This window comes from Desulfoluna spongiiphila (assembly GCF_900101345.1).
Taxonomy (GTDB): domain Bacteria; phylum Desulfobacterota; class Desulfobacteria; order Desulfobacterales; family Desulfolunaceae; genus Desulfoluna; species Desulfoluna spongiiphila.
This window is the reverse complement of sequence record NZ_FMUX01000011.1, coordinates 78227-99043: the sequence shown is the minus strand read 5'-3', so window position 1 is coordinate 99043 and position 20817 is coordinate 78227. Positions and strand designations below refer to the sequence as shown.

Annotated in this window: 20 protein-coding genes; 4 read left to right on the top strand and 16 right to left on the bottom strand. The window is 58.9% G+C overall.

Going from position 1 to position 20817, the window contains the following annotated elements; genetic code table 11:
* Nucleotides 1-204: 204 nt before the first annotated feature.
* A complete protein-coding gene (locus tag BLQ12_RS15395) occupies nt 205-1719 on the top strand; it encodes an HD domain-containing phosphohydrolase (RefSeq protein ID WP_175469848.1) in 1515 nt (504 codons plus the stop codon).
* A 64-nt stretch (nt 1720-1783) separates the two neighbouring features.
* Here BLQ12_RS15395 and BLQ12_RS15390 read toward each other — a convergent pair whose 3' ends face one another.
* From BLQ12_RS15390 to ispG, 3 genes are all read right to left on the bottom strand, one after another.
* A complete protein-coding gene (locus BLQ12_RS15390) occupies nt 1784-3934 on the bottom strand; it encodes a RelA/SpoT family protein (protein ID WP_092211621.1) in 2151 nt (716 codons plus the stop codon).
* Between the two features lie 373 nt (nt 3935-4307).
* Nucleotides 4308-5828, bottom strand: a complete 1521-nt coding sequence (gene proS / locus BLQ12_RS15385; RefSeq protein ID WP_092211619.1) for a proline--tRNA ligase — start codon at nt 5826-5828, stop codon at nt 4308-4310.
* 324 nt (nt 5829-6152) lie between these two features.
* Nucleotides 6153-7223, bottom strand: a complete 1071-nt coding sequence (gene ispG / locus BLQ12_RS15380) for a flavodoxin-dependent (E)-4-hydroxy-3-methylbut-2-enyl-diphosphate synthase (protein WP_092211617.1) — start codon at nt 7221-7223, stop codon at nt 6153-6155.
* Between the two features lie 631 nt (nt 7224-7854).
* Between ispG and BLQ12_RS15375 the strand changes: the two genes are divergently transcribed.
* Together BLQ12_RS15375 and BLQ12_RS15370 are read left to right on the top strand one after the other, a co-directional pair.
* The gene (locus BLQ12_RS15375; RefSeq protein ID WP_092211615.1) at nt 7855-8253 is read left to right on the top strand and encodes a hypothetical protein; all 399 of its coding nucleotides are present in this window, start codon (nt 7855-7857) and stop codon (nt 8251-8253) included.
* Nucleotides 8254-8638: 385 nt separating this feature from the next.
* Nucleotides 8639-8848: a rubredoxin gene (locus tag BLQ12_RS15370; protein ID WP_092211613.1), complete on the top strand. Its 210-nt coding sequence runs from the start codon at nt 8639-8641 to the stop codon at nt 8846-8848.
* 314 nt (nt 8849-9162) lie between these two features.
* Here the strand turns inward: BLQ12_RS15370 and BLQ12_RS15365 are convergent, their stop codons facing one another.
* The 13 genes from BLQ12_RS15365 to rpmF all read right to left on the bottom strand — a co-directional run bounded on the left by BLQ12_RS15365 (nt 9163) and on the right by rpmF (nt 18740).
* A complete protein-coding gene (locus BLQ12_RS15365) occupies nt 9163-9789 on the bottom strand; it encodes an MBL fold metallo-hydrolase (protein WP_092211612.1) in 627 nt (208 codons plus the stop codon).
* Between the two features lie 20 nt (nt 9790-9809).
* Complete coding sequence (gene nusB, locus BLQ12_RS15360) at nt 9810-10214, bottom strand: transcription antitermination factor NusB (RefSeq protein ID WP_092211610.1); 405 nt, start codon at nt 10212-10214, stop codon at nt 9810-9812.
* Nucleotides 10215-10694 carry a 6,7-dimethyl-8-ribityllumazine synthase gene (gene ribH / locus BLQ12_RS15355; protein WP_092211608.1) on the bottom strand — a complete coding sequence of 160 codons (480 nt, stop codon included), beginning with the start codon at nt 10692-10694 and terminating at the stop codon, nt 10215-10217.
* A 98-nt stretch (nt 10695-10792) separates the two neighbouring features.
* A complete protein-coding gene (locus tag BLQ12_RS15350) occupies nt 10793-12022 on the bottom strand; it encodes a bifunctional 3,4-dihydroxy-2-butanone-4-phosphate synthase/GTP cyclohydrolase II (RefSeq protein ID WP_092211605.1) in 1230 nt (409 codons plus the stop codon).
* A 75-nt stretch (nt 12023-12097) separates the two neighbouring features.
* A complete protein-coding gene (locus BLQ12_RS15345; RefSeq protein WP_092211602.1) occupies nt 12098-12754 on the bottom strand; it encodes a riboflavin synthase in 657 nt (218 codons plus the stop codon).
* An 83-nt stretch (nt 12755-12837) separates the two neighbouring features.
* A complete protein-coding gene (gene ribD, locus BLQ12_RS15340; protein WP_092211599.1) occupies nt 12838-13938 on the bottom strand; it encodes a bifunctional diaminohydroxyphosphoribosylaminopyrimidine deaminase/5-amino-6-(5-phosphoribosylamino)uracil reductase RibD in 1101 nt (366 codons plus the stop codon).
* 297 nt (nt 13939-14235) lie between these two features.
* Nucleotides 14236-14697: a transcriptional regulator NrdR gene (gene nrdR, locus BLQ12_RS15335; RefSeq protein WP_092211596.1), complete on the bottom strand. Its 462-nt coding sequence runs from the start codon at nt 14695-14697 to the stop codon at nt 14236-14238.
* 43 nt (nt 14698-14740) lie between these two features.
* The gene (locus tag BLQ12_RS15330) at nt 14741-15196 is read right to left on the bottom strand and encodes a deoxycytidylate deaminase (protein ID WP_092211593.1); all 456 of its coding nucleotides are present in this window, start codon (nt 15194-15196) and stop codon (nt 14741-14743) included.
* Between the two features lie 84 nt (nt 15197-15280).
* The gene (glyA, locus tag BLQ12_RS15325) at nt 15281-16525 is read right to left on the bottom strand and encodes a serine hydroxymethyltransferase (RefSeq protein ID WP_092211590.1); all 1245 of its coding nucleotides are present in this window, start codon (nt 16523-16525) and stop codon (nt 15281-15283) included.
* A 365-nt stretch (nt 16526-16890) separates the two neighbouring features.
* On the bottom strand, nt 16891-17349 hold the full coding sequence (gene rpiB, locus BLQ12_RS15315; RefSeq protein WP_092211584.1) for a ribose 5-phosphate isomerase B: 459 nt from the start codon (nt 17347-17349) through the stop codon (nt 16891-16893).
* 129 nt (nt 17350-17478) lie between these two features.
* Entirely contained in the window at nt 17479-17709 is a 231-nt protein-coding gene (gene acpP / locus BLQ12_RS15310; RefSeq protein ID WP_092211583.1) for an acyl carrier protein, read from the bottom strand.
* A gap of 17 nt (nt 17710-17726) precedes the next feature.
* The gene (gene fabG, locus BLQ12_RS15305; RefSeq protein ID WP_092211581.1) at nt 17727-18476 is read right to left on the bottom strand and encodes a 3-oxoacyl-[acyl-carrier-protein] reductase; all 750 of its coding nucleotides are present in this window, start codon (nt 18474-18476) and stop codon (nt 17727-17729) included.
* Between the two features lie 81 nt (nt 18477-18557).
* On the bottom strand, nt 18558-18740 hold the full coding sequence (gene rpmF / locus BLQ12_RS15300) for a 50S ribosomal protein L32 (RefSeq protein ID WP_092211579.1): 183 nt from the start codon (nt 18738-18740) through the stop codon (nt 18558-18560).
* A 489-nt stretch (nt 18741-19229) separates the two neighbouring features.
* Here rpmF and gltX point away from each other — a divergent pair, with 489 nt between their 5' ends.
* Nucleotides 19230-20630, top strand: coding sequence for a glutamate--tRNA ligase (gltX, locus tag BLQ12_RS15290; protein ID WP_092211575.1), 1401 nt, complete (start codon nt 19230-19232; stop codon nt 20628-20630).
* The last annotated feature ends 187 nt before the right edge of the window (nt 20631-20817 follow it).

The window sequence follows — 20817 nt, the reverse complement described above, 5'->3', positions numbered from 1 at the left end:
ACCGGTTGTTCTGTTATTTGTCAACGCGTATTGACAGGCTGAATCAGCAGGTATATCACACCTCAGGCATGTGCCGTGATTGTTCCCTGACCCGTCCGCGCGATGCGCCTTGGCGTGTCCGTCAGGAGGTGGTGCCGGCGTTTGCCAAACGCGAATCGTGATGTGTGCTTTGGACCTCTATGAACCCCTTGGAGTATGGTTTTTATGCGTTACAACACAGTTACCGAAGGCCTTGAGCACGACCTGCGGGCGACGGTCCATTATCTCCTGGTTCTTGTGGTGATGGGGGGATACGGTGCGGGGATCTGCCCCATGGTTCATTCCATGCCGGTGGTGGCGTGGCTTTTTATCGTCGGCACCGTGCTGGTCTTTGCGCGCGGGGCCAGGGCCGGGCTCAGCCGGTTTGTGTTTCAACGGACGCCGCCCCGATGGCAGGTGGCAGGGCTCTTTTTTCTGGATGTGGTGCTTCTGGGGGGGGCGGGGGTTGTCATCAGCATGCAGGGTGACAGCTGGTACGGTGGCGGAATGCGAAGTGCCATTGAGCTCTCCACCGGTTTTATGAGCCTGGGCTTTTTTATCGGGACGGATCTGGCATTGATTCATAACCGGCGGCTGGCTTTGACCCTGGGGCGCGGGCTGTTTACCATGACGGGGCATTTTGTATCGGTGTCCAGAAAGCTGGTGCTGGTGACGGTCAGTTCCCTTGTGGCTGTGACGGTGACCCTGGGCATTGTGATTTTCAATGATTTTTACTGGCTCACCGGCCAAAGCATGGAGGCGCTGGCAAGCTATAAAAAAGCGGTGTTTTTCAACCAGGTATTTGTCATCACCATGCTCATGGGCTACACGGCCAATATCGTGATGACCTACGCCCGGAACATACACTTGTTTCTTGACGAGGAGACGCGAACCTTAAGCGCCGTGGCCGCCGGAAATTTTAATACCCGGGTGCCTGTGGCCTTCAACAACGAGCTGGGGGTCATCGCCAGCTACACCAATCGGATGATTGACGGGCTGCAGGCCCAGAATCTCATGGTGGAGAAGCTCCGGGATGTCATCATCAACAGCATGGCCTCCCTGGCGGAAACCCGGGACAACGAAACCGGCTCCCACATTCGGCGGACCCAGCACTACGTGAAGCTCCTTGCCGAGACCCTGGCGGAAGTTCCCGGGTATCGGGACGTGCTGACCCCTTCGGCCATTGACCTCCTGTACAAGACCGCCCCCCTCCACGACATTGGAAAGGTGGGGGTACCGGATGCCATTCTCCTGAAGCCCGGTCCCCTTACAGAGGAAGAGTTTTCAGTCATGAAGCTTCACACCCTGAGGGGAGAGGAAGCCATCCGGCGGGCGGAGTTCAAGATGGGTCCCGGAGCGGACACCTCGTTTCTCAGCTGCGCCAGGGAGATTGCCGGGGGGCACCATGAAAAGTGGGACGGCAGCGGGTATCCCCGGGGGCTGTCGGGCTGCGGTATTCCCCTTTCGGCGAGGCTCATGGCCCTGGCCGATGTCTACGACGCCCTGCGATCCAGGCGGGTTTATAAGGATGCCTGTGACCACGGTGAGGCGCGCCGGATTATCCTTGAGGGGCGGGGCACCCACTTTGATCCGGATGTGGTGGATGCCTTTGTTGCCTGTGAAGACCGTTTTGTGGGTGTTTCAAGCCGTTTTGAGGATACTGGGGAGTCGCGGCAGGAGACCCTGCCCATGGTGGGGTAAGTGAGGGGGGTGGGGTGCGGCAGGGGGGCATGACGAGCCCGATCCCTGCCGCCTGCAAGGCGCATCAATCACCGATGCGGCGCACCTCCCGTACGGAGCGGATGCGCTTGATGTTCTGGATGACTTTTTTGATCTGGTCGGTGTTGCTGACATTCAAGGTAAAGGTGCACTCGTAACCACCCTGTTCCTGGCGGCTCATGACAAGATCCACGATGTTGGCCTGGCTGTCGCTGATGGCCGAGGTGATTTTGGCCAGCAGGCCCACCTGGTCCTGGGAGCGGACCAGGATGCTGACGGGAAGGCTCTCCTGGGTTTCATTGGCCCAGGTGACATCCACGCAGCGTTCCGGGCTCAGGGTGAGGGCGTTGGTGCAGTTGCTGCGATGAATGGTGATGCCCTGGCCCTGGGTGACGTAGCCGGTGATTTCGTCGCCCGGCACGGGGTTGCAGCATTTGCCCAGGCGGATGAGGATGTTGTCGATGCCCTTGACGATGACGGCATCTCCCTCTTTCTTTTTCCGTGACCGACCCATGAGGCGGTGGAAAAGGGAGGGTTCGTGCTTGGGCTGTTTATCCTCCTGGGGCAGGAACCGGTTGACCACCTGCCGGGGCGTGACCTTTCCGTAGCCCACATTTTCGATGAGGGAGGAGACCCCTTTGTAGCCGAAGGCGGTGGAGGCCTCTTCCATCTCCGGGGTGGCCGAGAGCTTGTTGAAGTTGAGGCTGTGCTTTCGGAACTCTTTTTCCAGGAGGTCCTTGCCCAGGGCCACGCTGTGCTCTTTTTCGTCGGAGCGGATAAAGTGGCGGATCCTGGAGCGGGCCTTGACGGTTTTTACAAAGCCGATCCAGTCTTTGCTGGGGGTGTTGCCCTTGGTGATGATGATTTCTACGGCATCTCCGGTCTGGAGCTCGTAGGTGAGGGAGACCAGGCGGCCGTTGACCTTGGCGCCGCTGCACTGATTGCCCACCTCGGTGTGGATGGCGTAGGCAAAATCGATGGGGGTGGCGCCCTTGGGAAGGGTCTTTATCTCTCCCTTGGGGCTGAAGACGTACACCTCGTCCTGGAAAAGATCGATGCGGACGTTTTCCATGAACTCGCCCGGGTTTTTGACATTTTCCTGGTTCTCCACCAGATCCTGTACCCAGGCGTAGGCCTCCCCTAACTTTTCGTCGGCGACCTTCCCCTCTTTGTAGGACCAGTGGGCGGCAATGCCCGATTTGGCGACCTTGTCCATCTCCTTGGTGCGGATCTGCACCTCGATGCGGTGGCCCCCCGGACCCACCACCGTGGTGTGGAGGGACTGGTACATGTTGGGCTTGGGCACGCCGATGTAGTCTTTGAATTTTCCGGCGATGGGGCTCCAGGTGCTGTGGATGATGCCCAGGGCCGTGTAGCACTGGGGGATGGTGTCGAGGATGATGCGGAAGGCCACGAGGTCGTAGATCTCGTCGAAGGAGAGCTGCTGGGAGATCATTTTGTGGTAGATGCTGTAGAGCTGCTTGTAACGGCCCATGACCTGGCCGTGGAGGCCCGCATCTTCCATGAGCTCGCGGATGCGCTTCTTGGTGGTGGCCACCATCTCTTCCTGGGCCAGCTGATCGTCTTTCACCTGCTCCCGGATTTTTTTGTATTCATCGGGGAGCAGGGTGTCAAAGGCCATGTCCTCCAGCTCCTGTTTGAGCCAGTAGATGCCCAGACGGGAGGCGATGGGCACATAAAGGTCCATGGTCTCCTTGGCGATCTGCTTCTTTTTCTCCTCTTTTTTGTGGAACTTCAGGGTGCGCATGTTGTGCAGGCGGTCGGCCAGCTTGATGAGGATGACCCGGATGTCGTTGGCCATGGCCAGGATCATCTTTCGGATGCTCTCGGCCTGGCGCTGCTGGGAGGTGGCGAAGCTGAGCTTGCTGAGTTTGGTCACGCCGGCCACGATATGGCACACTCCGGTGCCGAAGTACTGGGCGATCTCCTCTTCCGTGGCGTGGGTGTCCTCAACGACGTCGTGGAGCAGGGCGGCTGCCACGCTCTCCACGTCGAGTTTCATGTCGGCCAGGATGTAGGCCACTTCCAGGGGGTGGGTGAGGTAGGGCTCTCCGGACAGGCGGGTCTGGCCGTCGTGGACGCGTGCGGAAAAGATGTACGCCCGTTCCACGATGTCCAGGTCGGCATCGGGATGGATTTCTATGATTCTGTCCAGGATATCGTTAATACGGATCATCGGTACTGCTGCCTCACCACGTGGCCGCTACGGGGCCATATCTAAAGGTTGTCGATGGGGGCGCCATGGGGCGCCCGGTGGTTTTTCTGTAAGAAAACGGAACTGTTCAGATGAATGTTGCCTCCGGCGGCCCTGCCGGGGGCCAACCTTTTAAAAAGTTTGGCAAACAGGCCTTAAGCAAGCCTTTCCAGGCTCCGCCGAAATAATTTCCACTTTTTCACATTCGAAAAGTTTTTTGCGGAGCTTTTTTTCAAAAAAGCGACCCGCCGGAGGCAAGCTGAATAGTTACCAAAAAGTTTAACAAACAGGTCTTGAAATAAAGAATCTCGACCACATTCACCGCTGTTAACAAGTCCTATGCTTTCAAAAAGTATTAATAGGCCTTGGCGAAGACAACCCGCTTTTTGCTGGGCTTGCCGCAGCAGATGCAGGTGCCTTCCTCTTCCTCCCCTTCAAAGGGGATGCATCGGATGGTGACTTTAAGGTCGGTTTTGATCTTCTCTTCGCAGGCGCCGTCTCCGCACCAGTGGGAGAGGGCAAAGCCACCGTGGATTTCGGGCTTGTCTTCATTTTCCGCGGTGAACCAGGCGTAGAAGGCCTCTTTGTCGTCGATGGGGCGGGTGTTCTCCTCCCTGTAAGCCAGGGCCCGGTCAAAAAGGCTCTGCTGGATCTCGTCCAGGATGGCCGGCAGGGTAGCCAAAAGCTCTTCGCGCTTGACGCCGCGTTTCTCCCTGGGGGAGAGGTCGCGTCGGGCCATGAAGACCGAGTCTTCGTTCATGTCCCGGGGGCCGATCTCGGCACGCACGGGAATCCCCTTCTTGATCCAGTCCCAGCCCCTGGCACCGCCGATCTCCCGTTCGTCCACTTCCACCTCGATGGCGCGGCCGTGGTAGGTGACCTGGGAGAGCTCTTCGGCGAGCTTCCGGGTGTAGGCAAGGACCGCCTCTTTCTCTTCGGGCTTGCGGAAGATGGGCAGGAGCACGATGTGGGCGGGGGCGATGCGGGGGGGCATGATGACGCCGTCGTCGTCTCCGTGGGTCATGATCATCCCGCCGATGAGGCGGGTGGAGGTGCCCCAGGAGGTGGTCCAGGCGTGCTCCTCTTTTTCGTCGGCGCTCTGGAAGGTGATGCCGGAGCTTTTGGCGAAGTTCTGGCCGAGAAAATGGGAGGTACCGGCCTGGAGGGCCTTTCGGTCCTGCATCATGGCCTCAATGCAGAGGGTATCCACGGCACCGGGGAACCGCTCGGAGTCGGATTTTCGCCCCCGGATCACGGGCATGGCGAGGTACTCTTCGGCAAAGTTTGCGTAGACTTCCAGCATCTGCTCGGTGCGGGAAAACGCTTCTTCCGAGGTGGCGTGGGCCGTGTGCCCCTCCTGCCAGAGGAATTCGCTGGTGCGAAGGAAGGTTCGGGTTCGCATCTCCCAGCGGACGACGTTGGCCCACTGGTTGATGAGGACGGGCAGGTCCCGGTAGCTTGAGATCCACTTGGCAAAGGAGTCCCCGATGATGGTCTCGGAGGTGGGGCGCACGATGAGGGGCTCGGCGAGCTTTCCGGCGGGCACCAGGCCGCCTTCGGGGCCTGCTTCGAGGCGGTGGTGGGTCACCACGGCGCACTCCTTGGCAAACCCTTCCACGTGTTCCGCTTCTTTTTCAAGGAAGCTTAAAGGGATGAAGAGGGGAAAGTAGGCGTTTTTGACGCCGGTCTTCTTGAACATGGCGTCCATGGATTTCTGGATGTTCTCCCACAGGGCGTAGCCCCAGGGTTTGATCACCATGCAGCCGCGCACAGGGGAGCTTTCAGCCATGTCGGAGGCCTTGACCACCTGCTGGTACCACTGGGGGTAGTCGTCGGTTCGGGTGGGGGTAATCGCTGTCTGTACCTTTTTTGCCATTGTCGTCCTCATGCGTATAGCGGCCGGTTTTTCAATGCGGGCCGTGATCGGTTTCTTTAAGGCGCTGTTTTTGCCAGATAGTTGAGCCGGGTTTGGCAAACAGCTCTTGTGTGTTGGTGTGGCGACGTGCGCCCATAACCAAAAATGATGGTAACTATTCAGCTCAAAAAAAACAGCCTTCGGCGGCAAGGTGTGCCACCTTGAAAGCGGGTTGCGAATGCAAATCACATCCGCCTTTAAAGTAGAATTTATTCAAGAAGCCTTTTTAAGACCTGTTTGTTACACTTTTTAAAAGTATAGCCCCCGGCAGGGCCGCCGGAGGCATTATTTTTTTTCAAAGGCATCGATGGCGGCCAGGAGCACCTCCACCAGCTGATCTTCGGGGAATTTTTTGACCACCTTCCCCTTTTCGAACAGAATTCCGATGCCGTGGCCCCCTGCCACGCCGATGTCTGCTTCCCGGGCCTCTCCGGGGCCGTTGACCACGCATCCCATGATGGCGATCTTCACCGGGGTTTTGCGTCCCAGAAGGGCCTGTTCCACCTGCTCCACAATGGAGAACAGGTCGATGTTGCAGCGGCCGCAGGTGGGGCAGGAGACGATCTCCGGGCCGAAGCGCCGGAGCTCGAGGGATTTTAGGATCTCCTGGCCCACGCGGATCTCTTCCACGGGGTCCCGGGTGAGGGAGACTCGGATGGTGTCCCCGATGCCCTCGGCAAGGAGCATGCCGATGCCGATGGAGGATTTTACCACCCCGGGGAAGAGGGAACCCGCCTCGGTAACCCCTACGTGCAGGGGGTAGTCCACCTGGCCGGAGAGGAGGCGGTAGGCTTCCACGGTCCGGGTAACGTCCGAGGCCTTGAGGGAGATTTTGATATCGAAAAAGTCGAGCTCTTCCAGGATCCGGATGTTCTCCATGGCGCTTGCCACCATGGCCTCGGGGGTAACCCCGTCGAACCGGTCCAGGATCTCCTGGGAGAGGGAGCCGGCATTGACGCCGATACGGATGGGCAGGCCGCGCTCTTTGGCGCAGGAGACCACCTTGATGACCTTTTCCCGGCTGCCGATGTTGCCGGGGTTGATCCGCAGGGCATCGGCTCCGTGCTCGGCAGCGGCAATGGCCAGCCGATGGTCGAAGTGGATGTCGGCGATCAGGGGAATGGTGATCTCTTTTTTGATGGCGGCGATGGCTTCGGCCGCCTCCATTCCGGGTACCGCCACCCGGACGATCTCGCATCCCACCTCTTCCAGGCGGTGGATCTGGGCCACGGTGGCGGCAACGTCTTCGGTGCGGGTGTTGGTCATGGACTGCACCGAGATGGGGGCGTCACCTCCCACGGGCACCCCTCCGACACGGAGGGTTCGGGTCTTTTTTCGTGTCTGAACCAGGGACATCGTTTTATCTCTTTCGCTGGAAGGGGCCGGTGCCGGGCCGGCGCCATGCGGGCTTCGGCAGGATGGGGGCCGCTACGGTGGCCGGGATGAGATCATACCGGCTCCTTACCGAGGGGCTTGGCGAAAGCGCCTTCCAGCTGCTATTGTATCAGACGGGGATGGGGTGAACCAGATGGTTCTGTCCCGCCTTGATGCATGTCTGGGAGTCAGGCACCCGGAAATGTAACAAACAGATCACTTGATTCACACGGCTGGCGTGTTGCCCGCCAGGGAGCTGTCGGGCGCGTGTGCGCTGAGACGGCCTGTGCCGCGGGTCGCGATCCATGCAGTGGTTCCGAGTCCCTTGTAATCATAACGGCCCGGAAGAAACAGGCAAACATCCCTTGGGCGACGGGGCGGTTTATGCACCCTACAGATGGGCACAACGGGCACCATCGGTGCGTGGATACCACCTGCCGGTCGGGATGAGCGGAATGCATTGTTTCTGGCGGGAACCGTCATGATAAATGTTGGAAAAGAGTATCAGAACAGCACAGCCCATGGCAAGGGAAATGAGGCAGGGAAAAGGCCCGTTTCATGGGGCTTGGGGTAAATCAACGAAGGAAAGATCCGTGCACGGGGAGGTGACGCAATGGCAGTGTCAAAAGACGAGGTAATCAAGGAGTTGAAAGGGGCTGCACGGCAGGGGCGCATCAGCTGTGCCCTCGCCCTGTCCACGGCCTTTCGCTGTGGCGTGACGCCGGGGGAAGCCGGAACATGCCTTGATGAGCAGGGGATCCGTATCGAGTCCTGCCAGCTCGGGCTCTTCGGGTACGGACCCGGAAAGCAGAAACGGATTCAGATGCCCGAGACCATCTCCGGCGAGGTGGCGGACTGGATGGCGGATCGTGCCGAGGCACATGGCCACATCACCTGTTCGGAGATTTTTGCCAAGGCCAAAGAGGACGGGCTCTCCAGGGCCCTCTTGGCCGGGGCCTGCGAGAAGACGGGGGTCAAGATCCGGGCCTGCCAGCTGGGCGCGTTTTTTTAAGGGACCGGAATGTCGGCAGGTAAGGGTAAAACATATTGGAATAATATCAAAAAACTTGGTAGGCTGTCTCCGTGGTTGCCGTATTGTTTATCCGTTGTACCGAGCCGCTGCGCCATATTTTTAACGGTGCAGATGTCCATTTGTCACTGTTCAGCTCCGAAAAGCTGCCTCCGGCGGCAAGGTGTGCCACCTTGAAAGCAGGTTGCGGATACGCTTTGCCCCTCGTTCCTCGGGGAAAATCACATCCGCCTTTAAAACGGGATTCATGCAGGAAGGATTTTTAAGACCTGTTTGTTAAACTTTTTAAAAGTTTAGCCCCCGGCAGGGCCGCCTGAGGCATAAGCTGGATAGTTACGTCCATTTAATTCTTTCAGGAGGTACTTCCATGGCCTTGCCCAAAGACATGTATCAATGCCAGGTCCACAACTGTGGCTATGTGTACGACCCCGACAAGGGGGAGCCCAAAACAAACACCCCGCCCGGCACCGCGTTTAAAGACCTGCCTGACGACTGGGCCTGCCCGTTCTGTCAGGCCTCCAAAAAGAGCTTCCGGCCCCTGGCCGGTCCCGGCTCTGTGGCGGAGGAGGAGGGGTAAAGTGCATGGAAGAAAGCCTCCGGCGGCAAGGTGTGCCACCTTGAAAGCGGGTTGCAAATGCGTTTTCCCCTTCGTTCAAGGCATGGTGAAGGCATCGTGTCAAATAGCTGTTTACTGAACTTTGCAAAGGCTTGGCCCCCGGCTTGGCCCCCGGCAGGGCCGCCGGAGGCAACGTGGGCCATTTGGGCTCATCGTTGTGCCTTCGCTTACGCTGCGACGACGTAAAAAAAACGGGCCGTTTCCCATCCGGAAGAGGATGGAAAACGGCCCGTTTTGATTTTTATCAGGGCCCGGGCGTTTAGCCCGCCCCTTTCTTACTTGAGAAAGGGGTTGTACTGCTTTTCGGTGCCGATGGTGGTTTTGGGGCCGTGGCCCGTGTAGACCACGGTGTCATCGGGCAGGGAAAAGAGCTGCTCCTTGATGCTGGAGATGAGGGTGGCGTAGTTTCCGCCGGGGAGATCGGTTCTTCCGATGGAGCCGTAGAAGAGGGTGTCCCCGGAGAAGGCCGTCTTCTCCTCTTTGCAGTACAGGGTGATCCCGCCGGGGGTATGGCCCGGTGTGTGGAGGACCGCCAGGGTCTTGTTGCCGAAGGTGACGGTGTCCCCGTCGGCCAGGAGGCGATCGGCGGGGGGCGAGTTTTCCGCCCTGAGGCCGAAGGCCATGGCCGTGACGGACAGCTCCTGGAGCATGGATGCGTCGGCTTCATGGATCATGAGATCTGCGCCCGTGGCTTCTTTCAGGCGCTTGTTGGCCCCCACATGGTCAAAGTGCCCGTGGGTATTGATGATGGCTTTCACGGTGAGCTTTTCATCGGCCAGGGCCTTTAAGATGCGTGAGGCGTCGTCGCCGGGATCAATGACGACCGCTTCGCGGGTGGTTTCACACCCGAGGATGATGCAGTTGGCACCGATGGGTCCCACAACAAGGTCTGTGATCAGCAAGGTCGGGTCCTCCTAAGAATTTAGCTGTTGTCAGCGGACACGGCATCGAGGATACCGTTGATAAAGGCGCCCGACTCTGCGGTTCCAAAGTGTTTGCCGATCTCAATGGCCTCGTTGATGGCTACCTTGTCCGGGACATCTTCAAGGAACATGATCTCAAACACCCCGACTCGCAAAGCGTTTCGATCCACGGAAGACATGCGGTAGACCTTCCAGTTCTTGGATCGGCTTGCGATGGCGGCGTCGATCTCTTCAAGGTGGTCCAGGACACCGAGGGTGAGCGTATCGAAAAAGGGCAGACACGCCTCGTCGGTGATGTAATGGCCACGAAAGAGCTCCACCGCTGTGTGGCGGGCATGGGGCTGTATATCCGCAAAAAAGAGAGCCTGCAATGCAAGCTCCCGTGCGCCTCGTCTTACTCCCATTTACTTCTGTCCTTCATCCATGACGGTCATGAGGTTGGCCATTTCGATGGCAGCCAGGGCGCAGTCAAATCCTTTGTTGCCGGCTTTGGTGCCTGCACGCTCAATGGCCTGCTCGATGGTATCGGTGGTGACGACCCCGAAGATCACGGGGATGTTGGCTTCCAGGCTGACGTGGGCCACGCCTTTGGACACTTCGGCACAGACGTAGTCGAAGTGGGGAGTGGCCCCGCGGATGACGGCACCCAGACAGATGACGGCGTCGTACTTTTCGGTCTGCACGGCTTTTTTAGCCAGCAGGGGGATTTCGTACGCTCCGGGGACTTTGATGATGTCGATGTCGGCGTCATGCGTGCCGCTTCGCGTGAGGGCATCTACTGCACCGCCCACAAGGCGTTCAGTAATAAAGTCGTTGAAGCGGCTCACGACGATGGCAAATTTTTTGCCTTCGGAAATCAGGTTGGACTGGATGATATTGGGCATGGTGAGTCCCTTTCCCTTGAAGGTTCAGTCAAAAATGTGAAAACGGAAGCGACCGGCGGGCCGGCCGCTCCGGGTTTATTGTCTCTGGGGCCTGCTCCCTACATGTTGTGGGAGTCTTTCTTTGGTTCGATGTTCAGGGTGTGGCCCATTTTCAGTTTTTTGCAGGTCAGGTAGCCCTGGTTGTAGACGTTGGTGTGCACCTCAATGGGCACCTGTTCCACAACGGAGAGCCCGTATCCCTGCAGGCCGACCATCTTCTTGGGGTTGTTGGTCATGAGGCGCATCTTGCGCACGCCGATGTCGGCGAGCATCTGGGCCCCGATGCCGTAATCCCTCAGGTCTGCCTTGAAGCCCAGCTTTTCGTTGGCCTCCACGGTGTCGTAGCCCTGGCGCTGGAGTTCGTAGGCCTTCAGCTTGTTGACCAGGCCGATGCCGCGCCCCTCCTGGCGAAGGTAGAGGATGACCCCTGAGCCTTCGTCGTTGATACGGGCCATGGCGCGCTGGAGCTGGTCGCCGCAGTCGCATTTCATGGAACCGAAGATGTCGCCGGTCATGCACTCGGAGTGCACGCGCACGAGGACGGGCTCCTCCGGGTTGATCTCCCCTTTGACCATGGCGATGTGGGTCAGGTTGTCCAGGTCGTTTTCATAGGCGATGATCTTGAAGTCGCCTCCGAAGGAGGTGGGGATAATGGTCTCGGCGGCCCTTTTGACAAAGGACTCTTTTTTCATGCGGTACTCCACCAGGTCCGCCACGGTGCAGATGCCGATGCCGTGCTCCTTGCTGAACTCTTCCAGGGAGGGCATGCGGGCCATGGTGCCGTCGTCATCCATGATCTCACAGATGACGGCCGCCGGCTTCAGGCCGGCCAGGCGTGACAGGTCCACGGACCCTTCGGTCTGTCCTACACGGACCATGACCCCACCGTCCCGGGCGCGCAAGGGGAAGATGTGGCCCGGTCGGGCAATGTCGGCCGCCGTGGTTTCGTCGGCCACCGCGGTGAGGATGGTGGTGGCACGGTCGGCGGCGGAGATACCGGTGGTGACCCCTTCCCTGGCTTCGATGGAGACAGTGAACCCGGTGCCGAACTGGCTGGTGTTGTCGTCCACCATCATGGGAAGCTCCAGGTGGTCGCACATCTGAGAGGACATGGGCAGGCAGATGAGCCCCCGTCCGTATTTGGCCATGAAGTTGATGGCCTCGGGAGTGACCGCCTCGGCGGCCATGGTCAGGTCTCCTTCGTTTTCGCGGTCCTCGTCATCGGCCAGGATGACCATGCGACCTGAACGAATCTCTTCAATGGCTTCTTCAATGGATATAACGGGCATATCAGACTCCTCTTACTCCTCTTGCACTCTATATCAAAGAGGCCCGCATCGGCCTCTTTTTCTCGCGTCTATGGCTTAAAGAAACCCCTTGTCCGCCAGAAAGGCCATATCGATGGGTGAGGCCTTGGGCTCCTGTTCGGCCTTGGGCGTCATGAGAAATTTTTCGATGTATTTGCCCACCAGGTCGGTTTCGATGTTGACGATGGACCCCGGCGGTTTCTGGCCGATGCTGGTGATCTCTGCGGTGTGGGGGATGATGCTCAGGGTGAAGGTGGTGTCGGTGATGGCATTGATGGTAAGGCTGATGCCGTCGACGGCCACGGATCCTTTTTCGATCATGTAGCGGGAGAGGTGCTTTTCCACGGCGATGGTGACAATGACGGCGTTGGCCTGGCGCTCTTTGCTGACAATGGTACCGACGCCGTCCACGTGGCCGGAGACGATGTGGCCGTCCAGGCGATCGGAGAGGCGCAGGGCCCGTTCCAGGTTAACGCGGGTGCCGACATGGATGGTGGAAAAGACGGTGCGACGAATGGTCTCGGGGGCGACGTCCACTTCAAAACGACGGCCGTCCAGAACCACGGCGGTGAGGCAGGAGCCGTTCACAGCGATGCTGTCCCCGATCTTGACGTGGTCGAGGGGAAAGTCTGCCTCGATGGCAAAGCGGGACCCCTGGCCTGTGGGGCGGATGTCCCTGATGGTGCCGAATCCTTCAATAATTCCGGTGAACATACCTCATCGCCTTTTATCAAGAAAGCTGTTCCTGGCGCGGCGTGCAGCAGGCACGTCCATCAGCGCAAGGGGCGGCTGGCGCCCTACAGGTAGCCCTCGATCATTACATCATTGTCAAAGTGTCGAACAGCAACCCGGGAAAGGGTCAGGGCCTCGTCCATGGAGAGGGGCCCTCGGCCCGCCGTGACGGGAAACCCGTCGTCTCCGGTGAGGAGCTTGGGCGCGATGTAGATGCGGAACTTGTCCACGATCTTCGCGTCCAGGGCGGATTTGAGAAGCGTGGCCCCCCCTTCGAGGAGGATGCTCTGGATCTTCTCTTCTCCCAGAATTGCCATGAGTCGGTCAAGATCCACGTGGTTGTCCTTTAAGGGAACCTCAAGGACCCGCGCTCCGGCGGCCGTGAGGCGCGCCTTTTTCCGGGCGGTTTCGCTCTTTTCAGGTGGAATCTTACCGCAAACGATTATTGTATCAGAATCGGATTTGAGCTGCAATACCTTCGCCTGCTCGTCGATGGTGAGATGGCTGTCGAGGACAATGCGGACAGGATCTTTTCCGCCGGATTCCAGGCGGCAGGTGAGGGAGGGGTTGTCGGCTTTGACCGTGCCGATGCCCACCAGGATGGCGTCCACTGCGTGTCGGAGTTCGTGGACGTGGCGCCTGGATTTTTCACCGGTGATCCACTGGGAGTGGCCCGTGGAGGCGGCGGTGCGCCCGTCCAGGGTGGCGGCGCTCTTGGCGATGACAAAGGGGAGGCCCGTTTGGACGTGCTTGATGAAGCCTTCGTTTATGGCAAGGGCTTTCTCGCGGAGGATGCCGCAGGTTACCTCGACCCCCTGGGACCTGAGGCGCGCAATGCCGCCTGAGGCTACGGGGTTGGGGTCTTCCATGGCGATGAAGACACGCCGGATCCCGGCGTTTAAGATTTTTTCAGTGCAGGGCGGGGTCTTGCCGGTGTGATTGCAGGGCTCTAAGGTGACATAGATGTCGCCCCCTTCGGCCCGGTCGCCTGCCTCATCAATGGCAAAGACCTCGGCATGGGGGCCTCCGCAGGCCTTGTGCCAGCCGCGTCCCACCACCCGTCCGTTGTTGACCACCACAGCCCCGACCGCGGGGTTGGGGGAGGTCCATCCGATGCCCCGTGCCGCTAAGGCAAGGGCCATCTCCATGTACTCCTGAGCCTCCATGGCTCTCCCCTTTTATATTAAAAAACGCCTCCGGCGGCCCTGCCGGGGGCCAAACTTTTGCCCATTTTATGAGCTGTGTTTGATAAACAGGTTTTAAAAAATCTATGGGCCGATTTATGGATTTTGTGGCTTCGTGTCAAGATCGCCTTTCGGACTGCCGTTGGGGGCCGAATGACCTCAGGCGTTTTTAACGGGCGCTGCCCGTCAGCAAATGTGAAGGACCTGAGGAACGAAGGTCGGGAGCATTTGCATCCTGGGGTCAAGGGGATCATCCCCTGGCCGCCGAAGGCCGTTTTGTTATTGCGTCTCTTTCGAAAGAAGCCCTTTGAGCTCCATGACGAAGTCGTTGACGTCTTTGAACTCTCTGTAGACCGAGGCGAATCGGACATAGGCGATGTCGTTCTTGCCGTGGAGCCAGATCATCACCTTCTCGCCGATTTTCTGGGAGGGGATCTCCTTTTCTCCGGTCTCCCGAAGGTCCCGTTCCAGCTCGTCCAGATAGGCGTCGATGACGTTGACGCTGATATCCAGTTTCTCGCAGGCCCGGTAAAGGCCCGAGGCCACCTTGCTTCGGTTGAACTCTTCCCGTCGGCCGTCTTTTTTAACGATCATCACCGGGAGTTTTTCCACGTGTTCATAGGTGGTGAAGCGCCGGCCGCAGGCGAGGCACTCCCGGCGCCTCCGGATCTCGTTTTTATCCTTGGTGTCCCGTGAGTCCACGACTTTTGTGTTGTCTTCGGCGCAGTAGGGGCATTTCATGGCGTTCTCCTTGTGACAGTGGTCTGATTGCCTACACTCCGGTTCAGGGGACCTGAATCACTTCAACACCTGCTTCGCTGAGCATCTCTTCGGAAATCGCGTCGGCATAGCCCGACTGGTACACGATCTTCTTTACCCCTGCGTTGATGAGCAGTTTGGCGCAGATGGAGCAGGGCAGGTTGGTGCAGAAGAGGGTGGCGCCGTTGATGGAGACCCCGTAGTGGGCGGCCTGGACAATGGCATTTTGTTCCGCGTGGACACCGCGGCAGAGCTCATGGCGCTCTCCGGAGGGGACGCCCAGCTGCTCTCGCAGGCAGCCGGTTTCGGCGCAGTGGCGAACCCCGCTGGGGGCACCGTTGTAGCCCGTGGCCAGAATCCGCTTGTCTTTGACAAGGATGGCTCCCACCGCACGGCGCGTGCAGGTGGAGCGCTTGGCCACCAGCTCGGTGATGTCCATGAAGTACTGGGCCCATGAGGGGCGTGTCTGTTCCGGTTCCATGTGGGCGGCTCCTTGGCGGTCGGATGGCCCGGTGCGTGTGACCGGGCCATCCGTTCGGGCAACAGGGTCGGTGTCGATGACCCGTTAGGCAGTAAACAGAGGGAAGGCCTCGCAAAGGGCCTTCACCTCGTGTCGAATCGTTTCAATGGCAGAGGGGTTGTCTTTGTTCGTCAGGGCCTTGGCCATGAAACCGGCCACCTGCTTCATCTCCGCCTCCTTCATGCCGCGGGTGGTGAGCACCGGGGTGCCGATGCGGATACCACTGGTGACAAAGGGGCTGCGGGTGTCGAAGGGAACCACGTTCTTGTTGGCGGTGATGCCGGCGCGGTCCAGGGTCTCTTCGGCCTCTTTGCCCGTGATGTCCATGCGGGTGAGGTCCAGGAGCATGAGGTGGTTGTCGGTCCCGCCGGAGACGAGGTCGAAGCCGTTTTCCATGAGGGCATCGGCCAGGACGGCAGCGTTTTTGACGATCTGGGCCTGGTAGGCCTTGAATTCGTCGGTGGCCGCTTCCTTGAAGGCGATGGCCTTGGCTGCGATGACGTGCATGAGGGGTCCTCCCTGGATACCGGGGAAGATCTGCTTGTTCATGACGCTGGTAAGGTCTTTACCCGAAAGGATCAGGCCGCCCCTGGGACCCCTTAAGGTCTTGTGGGTGGTGGAGGTGACCACGTCCGCATAGGGGACGGGGTTGGGGTGGACGCCACCGGCAACCAGGCCGGCAATGTGCGCCATGTCCACCATCAGGGCGGCGCCGGTGCGCTTGGCAATGGCGGCAAAGGCTTCGAAGTCGAGGGTCCTCGGGTAGGCACTGGCCCCCACGATGATGAGCTTGGGCTTGCACTCCCGGGCCGTGGCTTCCACATGATCGAGGTCGATCATGCCGGTCTCTTTTTCCACGCCGTAGTGGACAAAGTCGAACAGCTTGCCGGAGAAGCTGGCGGGGCTGCCGTGGGTAAGGTGGCCGCCGTGGGCGAGGTCCATGCCCATGACGGTGTCGCCGGGCTCAAGCATGCCGAAAAGGGCCGCCATGTTGGCCTGGGAGCCGGAGTGGGGCTGAACGTTGGCGTAGGCCGCACCGAAAAGCTCTTTGGCGCGCTCGATGGCGATGGCCTCGGCCGTGTCCACGTGACCGCATCCGCCGTAGTAGCGCTTGCCGGGGTACCCCTCGGCATACTTGTTGGTCAGGGGAGAGCCCATGGCCTCCATGACCGGCGCGCTGACCGCGTTTTCCGATGCGATAAGTTCGAGGTTGTTCTCTTGCCGTGAGATCTCGTTCTCAATGGCAAGGGCTATATCCGGGTCCACATCTCTAATACACTTCAGGTTCACCTTTGCTTCCTCTTCAGCCGTGTGTTCGGCATGTCAGCCGGGTTTGGGCTTATCAGCCGTGTTTTCGGTTGGTGAAGGACGCCACGTCGAATGGCTTTGAAGGTACCGCAGCCGAGGGGCCTTGCGGCCTGGCCGGTGTGGGTTGGCCATCTACGGGTGTGCGGTGGACCAACGGCATGGCCGCGGTCTTTGCCGGGAATGTGCCCTTAACAAAGAGCGGCAGGTCACTTTCGACGCGGGTCACAGCTTTCAGGCTCTCACCGCCTGCGCCCCCCATCGTCAGGACTCCCGCCGTGCAGGCCCCTGCCCTCAAGGGTTCGCTCCCCATAGAAAAGCGGTGTCGCCGTGCAGTTTTCCCTTGTTGATCAGAAGGATTCAAACATCTGGATACGATCCAGGTGACGTCCTCCCTCAAAGGGGGTTTCCATCCAGATCCGGACAAGGTCCAGGGCCAGGGATTCGCCGATGACGCGGGCGCCCATGACCAGGATGTTGCTGTTGTTGTGCATGCGGCTCATGCGGGCGGAAAAACCGTCGCTTACCAGGGCCGCACGGACACCTTTGAAACGGTTGGCGGCCATGGACATGCCGAGGCCGGTACCGCACAGAAGGATGCCCTTCGGGTGTGTCCCGTCGGAGACCTTGCCGGCCACCTCTTTAGCAAAATCGGGATAGTTGACGGACTCGGGTCCGTGGCAACCCGCATCCACTACCTTTACCCCTTTGCTTTCCAGAAAGATTTTTATGGTCTCTTTCAAGGGATAGGCGGCGTGGTCGCATCCGATGATGACTTCGGTCTCATACGGGGTTGTGTCGTTGCTCATGATCTCATCGTACCTTATACATACAAGGAAGGGTGGGAACGGCCCACCCTGTCAACCTGATCGTCATGGTCTTTTTGTCTCTTCTCCCCGCAAGGGGGAGAGTCCCTCGTCGGCCTTGCGGCCGGCACGCTACACGCGTGCTTCGATGTACTCGATGGCGTCTTTGACGCGAACGAGCTCTTCAGCCTCATCGTCGGAGATTTCGATATCGAAAACCTCTTCCATGGACATGATCAGCTCCACGAGATCCAGGGAGTCGGCTCCCAGGTCGTTGACGAAATGTGCGTCAGGGACCACGTCACCGGCTTCGACTTTCAGCTTTTCAGAGACTACTTTTTTGATTTTGTCTTCTACGGACATCGCTACCTCTTGTGTCGTTATGATGTGAACATGCCCCCATTGACATGGAGTACCTGCCCGGTGATGTAGGCGGCTCGCTCCGAGGCGAGAAACGCCACAACACCGGCCACCTCGGAAGGTGAGCCGGTACGTTGCATGGGGATCTGGTCGATGATAGACCCGATGGCTTCCTCCGAAAGGGTGGCGGTCATGTCGGTATCGATGAACCCCGGTGCCACGGCATTGACCGTGATTTGCCTGGAGGCCAGCTCGCGGGCCGCTGAACGGGTGAGGCCGATGAGCCCCGCCTTGGAGGCGCAGTAGTTGGCCTGGCCGGCATTGCCCGTGACTCCCACCATGGAGGTGATGTTGATGATGCGGCCGTAACGCTGCTTCATCATGGGCCGTGCCGCGGCTTTCAGGCAGAAAAAAGCCCCTTTGAGATTGGTGTCGCACACCGTCTCCCAATCGGACTCTTTCATGCGGACCAGAAGGCCGTCCCGCGTGACGCCGGCATTGTTCACCAGCACATCCATGCGCCCGGTGTCGTCCACCACCTTTTTTATAAAGGCGGATACCTCCGCTTCGGAGGTGACATCCACACGGATGCCCACGGCCGTTCCGCCCTTTTCAGCGACAAGGGACTCGGTCTGCCTTGCCGCCTCTTCGGACGACGCATAGTTGAAAAAGATGCGGGTATCGGGACCGGCGAATTCGAGGCAGACCGCTCGGCCTATGCCCCGGGACCCTCCGGTGACAACGATGCTGCGTGGATTGGTGTCAGGCATGGACCCTACACTCCAGGGAATAAACGTGGCGCCTTGCACGCTTTAACTGACAACGTGCGGATTCGACACATCGTGTGATCGCTACTCTTCGTCTTCAGCCAGAACGCTGCGGCCTTTGTAGGTTCCGCAGTCGGGGCACGCCTGGTGCATCATCTTGGGCTCACCGCACTCGGGGCAGACAGAGACATTGGGGGCCTCGGTTTTGTAATGGGTGCGACGTTTTCTCGCCTTGGATTTGGAGGTCTTGTGCTTTGGAACTGCCATGGTTATCTCCTAACTCATTTATTTCTTTGAAAAATTATGTATAATAATAGAACAGTCTTAACCGCCCTTATTTATTTTATTTAAAGGCGATTGTCAAGAATATTCACGTGCTTATATTTTGGCTACTTGTGCTGGCACAGCAACTGTGGTAATTGGCCATGAGCCGTAGATAGCGCAGATCCCTATCGATCCACAACGTTTTTTTTGTGCGGATGCGGATTGACGGGCCTAAAAAAATATTTTTTTTGCCCCTGCCCGGCTGAAGGTTGCCTTCGACGGCCCTGTCGGAGGGCAAACTTTTGAAACATTTGATAAACCGGTTTTAAGGCGATATCGGCTATTCCGCCGTTTATGTCGCGCCCTGATGCACCTCGGTTCCTTTTGCCGCGCCTGGGGGCGTGGGTGAGGTGCTTGTTATCAAAAAGCGACCCGCCGGGGGCAGGCTGAATCGCCATTTTCCTTTTTATAATAGATACCACAGGAGATGTTATGGGTGAGATTATAACACGGTTTCCGCCGAGTCCCACGGGTTACCTTCACGTCGGCGGAGCACGCACCGCCCTGTTCAACTGGCTTTACGCACGCAAGACCGGCGGAACCTTCATCCTCCGCATCGAAGACACAGATCTGGAACGTTCCACCGAGGAGTCTGTTCAGGCCATTTTCGACGGGCTGGAGTGGCTGGGCATTGACTGGGACCAGGGTCCCTTCTACCAGACCAAGCGCTTTGACCTTTATAAGGAGGTGATCAACAAGCTCCTTGAAGACGGTCATGCCTACTGGTGCACCTGCACCCCGGAAGAGATCGATGAGATGCGGGAGACCGCCCGGGCCAAAGGGGAGAAGCCAAAATACAACGGGAAATGCCGCGAGAAAAACCTGGGGCCCACCGAAGGGGCCGTGGTTCGTTTCAAGGTGCCCCTGGCCGGATCCACCGCCTTTGACGACATGGTCAAGGGGCGGATCTCCATTCCAAATGCCGAGCTCGATGATTTTATCATCCAGCGAAGCGACGGAACCCCCACTTACAACCTCGCCGTGGCCGTGGATGACCTGACCATGAAGGTGAACACCATCTTGCGGGGCGACGACCACGTCAACAACACCCCCAAGCAGGTCCTCATCGTCAAGGCCATGGGGGAAGAGGTGCCCACCTACGGCCACGTGCCCATGGTACTGGGGGCGGACAAGGCCCGTCTCAGCAAGCGCCACGGCGCCACCAGCGTCACCGAGTACCGGGACATGGGGATCCTTCCCGATGCCATGATCAACTACCTGGCGCGTCTGGGCTGGTCCTGCGGGGACCAGGAGTTCTTCACCCGCGAGGACCTCATCGAAAAGTTTACCCCGGACAACATCGGTCGCTCCCCCGGCGTTTTTGATCAGGACAAGCTCATGGCCATCAACCACGAGCACATCCAGGCCAAGCCCACCGAAGAGATCACCGACGCCCTTCTGCCTTTCCTCGACAAGGCGGGCATTGTGGCCGAAGACCGGGCGCAGCTGGAAAAGGCGGTGAAAACCCTGGCCCCCCGAAGCCACACCCTGGTGGAGATGGCCGAGAACGCCCGCTTCTTTTTCGAAGGGATCAAAGAGTACGACGCCAAAATGGCCAAAAAAGCCTTCAAGCCCGAGGCCGCAGACGTGCTTCTTGCCATGAAAGAAGCCCTGGCCGAGGTGGCGTTTACCCAGGAAGCCCTTTCTGCGACCTTCAAGGCCGTGGTGGAAAAATTGGAGGTCGGCTTCGGCAAGGTTGCCATGCCCATGCGCCTGGCTGTCTCCGGTACCGGCGCCAGCCCCGACATGTACGAGATGCTCGAAGTCCTCGGCAAAGAGGAGACCTTAAAGCGCATCGACGACGCCGTGGCACACATCCGAAGCCTCGGGTAAGGGTACAAGAGAAAAAAAAACATACAAAAAATAATGCCTCCGGCGGCAAGGTGTGCCACCTTGAAAGCAGGTTGCCGCTGGGCTTTGTCCCCTCGTTTCTCGGGTCAAACTCCGGCGGTATTCTGTTAAGGCATTGTGAGACCATTTCTTTCCGGCAACCCAAGAACGGGGGCCCTTTTCGAGGGTG

Coding starts and splice junctions, on each gene's coding strand:
- BLQ12_RS15395 (WP_175469848.1), top strand. CDS start 205: ATGCGTTACAACACAGTTACCGAAGGCCTTGAGCACGACCTGCGGGCG.
- BLQ12_RS15390 (WP_092211621.1), bottom strand. CDS start 3,934: ATGATCCGTATTAACGATATCCTGGACAGAATCATAGAAATCCATCCC.
- proS (WP_092211619.1), bottom strand. CDS start 5,828: ATGGCAAAAAAGGTACAGACAGCGATTACCCCCACCCGAACCGACGAC.
- ispG (WP_092211617.1), bottom strand. CDS start 7,223: ATGTCCCTGGTTCAGACACGAAAAAAGACCCGAACCCTCCGTGTCGGA.
- BLQ12_RS15375 (WP_092211615.1), top strand. CDS start 7,855: ATGGCAGTGTCAAAAGACGAGGTAATCAAGGAGTTGAAAGGGGCTGCA.
- BLQ12_RS15370 (WP_092211613.1), top strand. CDS start 8,639: ATGGCCTTGCCCAAAGACATGTATCAATGCCAGGTCCACAACTGTGGC.
- nusB (WP_092211610.1), bottom strand. CDS start 10,214: ATGGGAGTAAGACGAGGCGCACGGGAGCTTGCATTGCAGGCTCTCTTT.
- ribH (WP_092211608.1), bottom strand. CDS start 10,694: ATGCCCAATATCATCCAGTCCAACCTGATTTCCGAAGGCAAAAAATTT.
- BLQ12_RS15350 (WP_092211605.1), bottom strand. CDS start 12,022: ATGCCCGTTATATCCATTGAAGAAGCCATTGAAGAGATTCGTTCAGGT.
- BLQ12_RS15345 (WP_092211602.1), bottom strand. CDS start 12,754: ATGTTCACCGGAATTATTGAAGGATTCGGCACCATCAGGGACATCCGC.
- ribD (WP_092211599.1), bottom strand. CDS start 13,938: ATGGAGGCTCAGGAGTACATGGAGATGGCCCTTGCCTTAGCGGCACGG.
- nrdR (WP_092211596.1), bottom strand. CDS start 14,697: ATGAAATGCCCCTACTGCGCCGAAGACAACACAAAAGTCGTGGACTCA.
- BLQ12_RS15330 (WP_092211593.1), bottom strand. CDS start 15,196: ATGGAACCGGAACAGACACGCCCCTCATGGGCCCAGTACTTCATGGAC.
- rpiB (WP_092211584.1), bottom strand. CDS start 17,349: ATGAGCAACGACACAACCCCGTATGAGACCGAAGTCATCATCGGATGC.
- acpP (WP_092211583.1), bottom strand. CDS start 17,709: ATGTCCGTAGAAGACAAAATCAAAAAAGTAGTCTCTGAAAAGCTGAAA.
- fabG (WP_092211581.1), bottom strand. CDS start 18,476: ATGCCTGACACCAATCCACGCAGCATCGTTGTCACCGGAGGGTCCCGG.
- rpmF (WP_092211579.1), bottom strand. CDS start 18,740: ATGGCAGTTCCAAAGCACAAGACCTCCAAATCCAAGGCGAGAAAACGT.
- gltX (WP_092211575.1), top strand. CDS start 19,230: ATGGGTGAGATTATAACACGGTTTCCGCCGAGTCCCACGGGTTACCTT.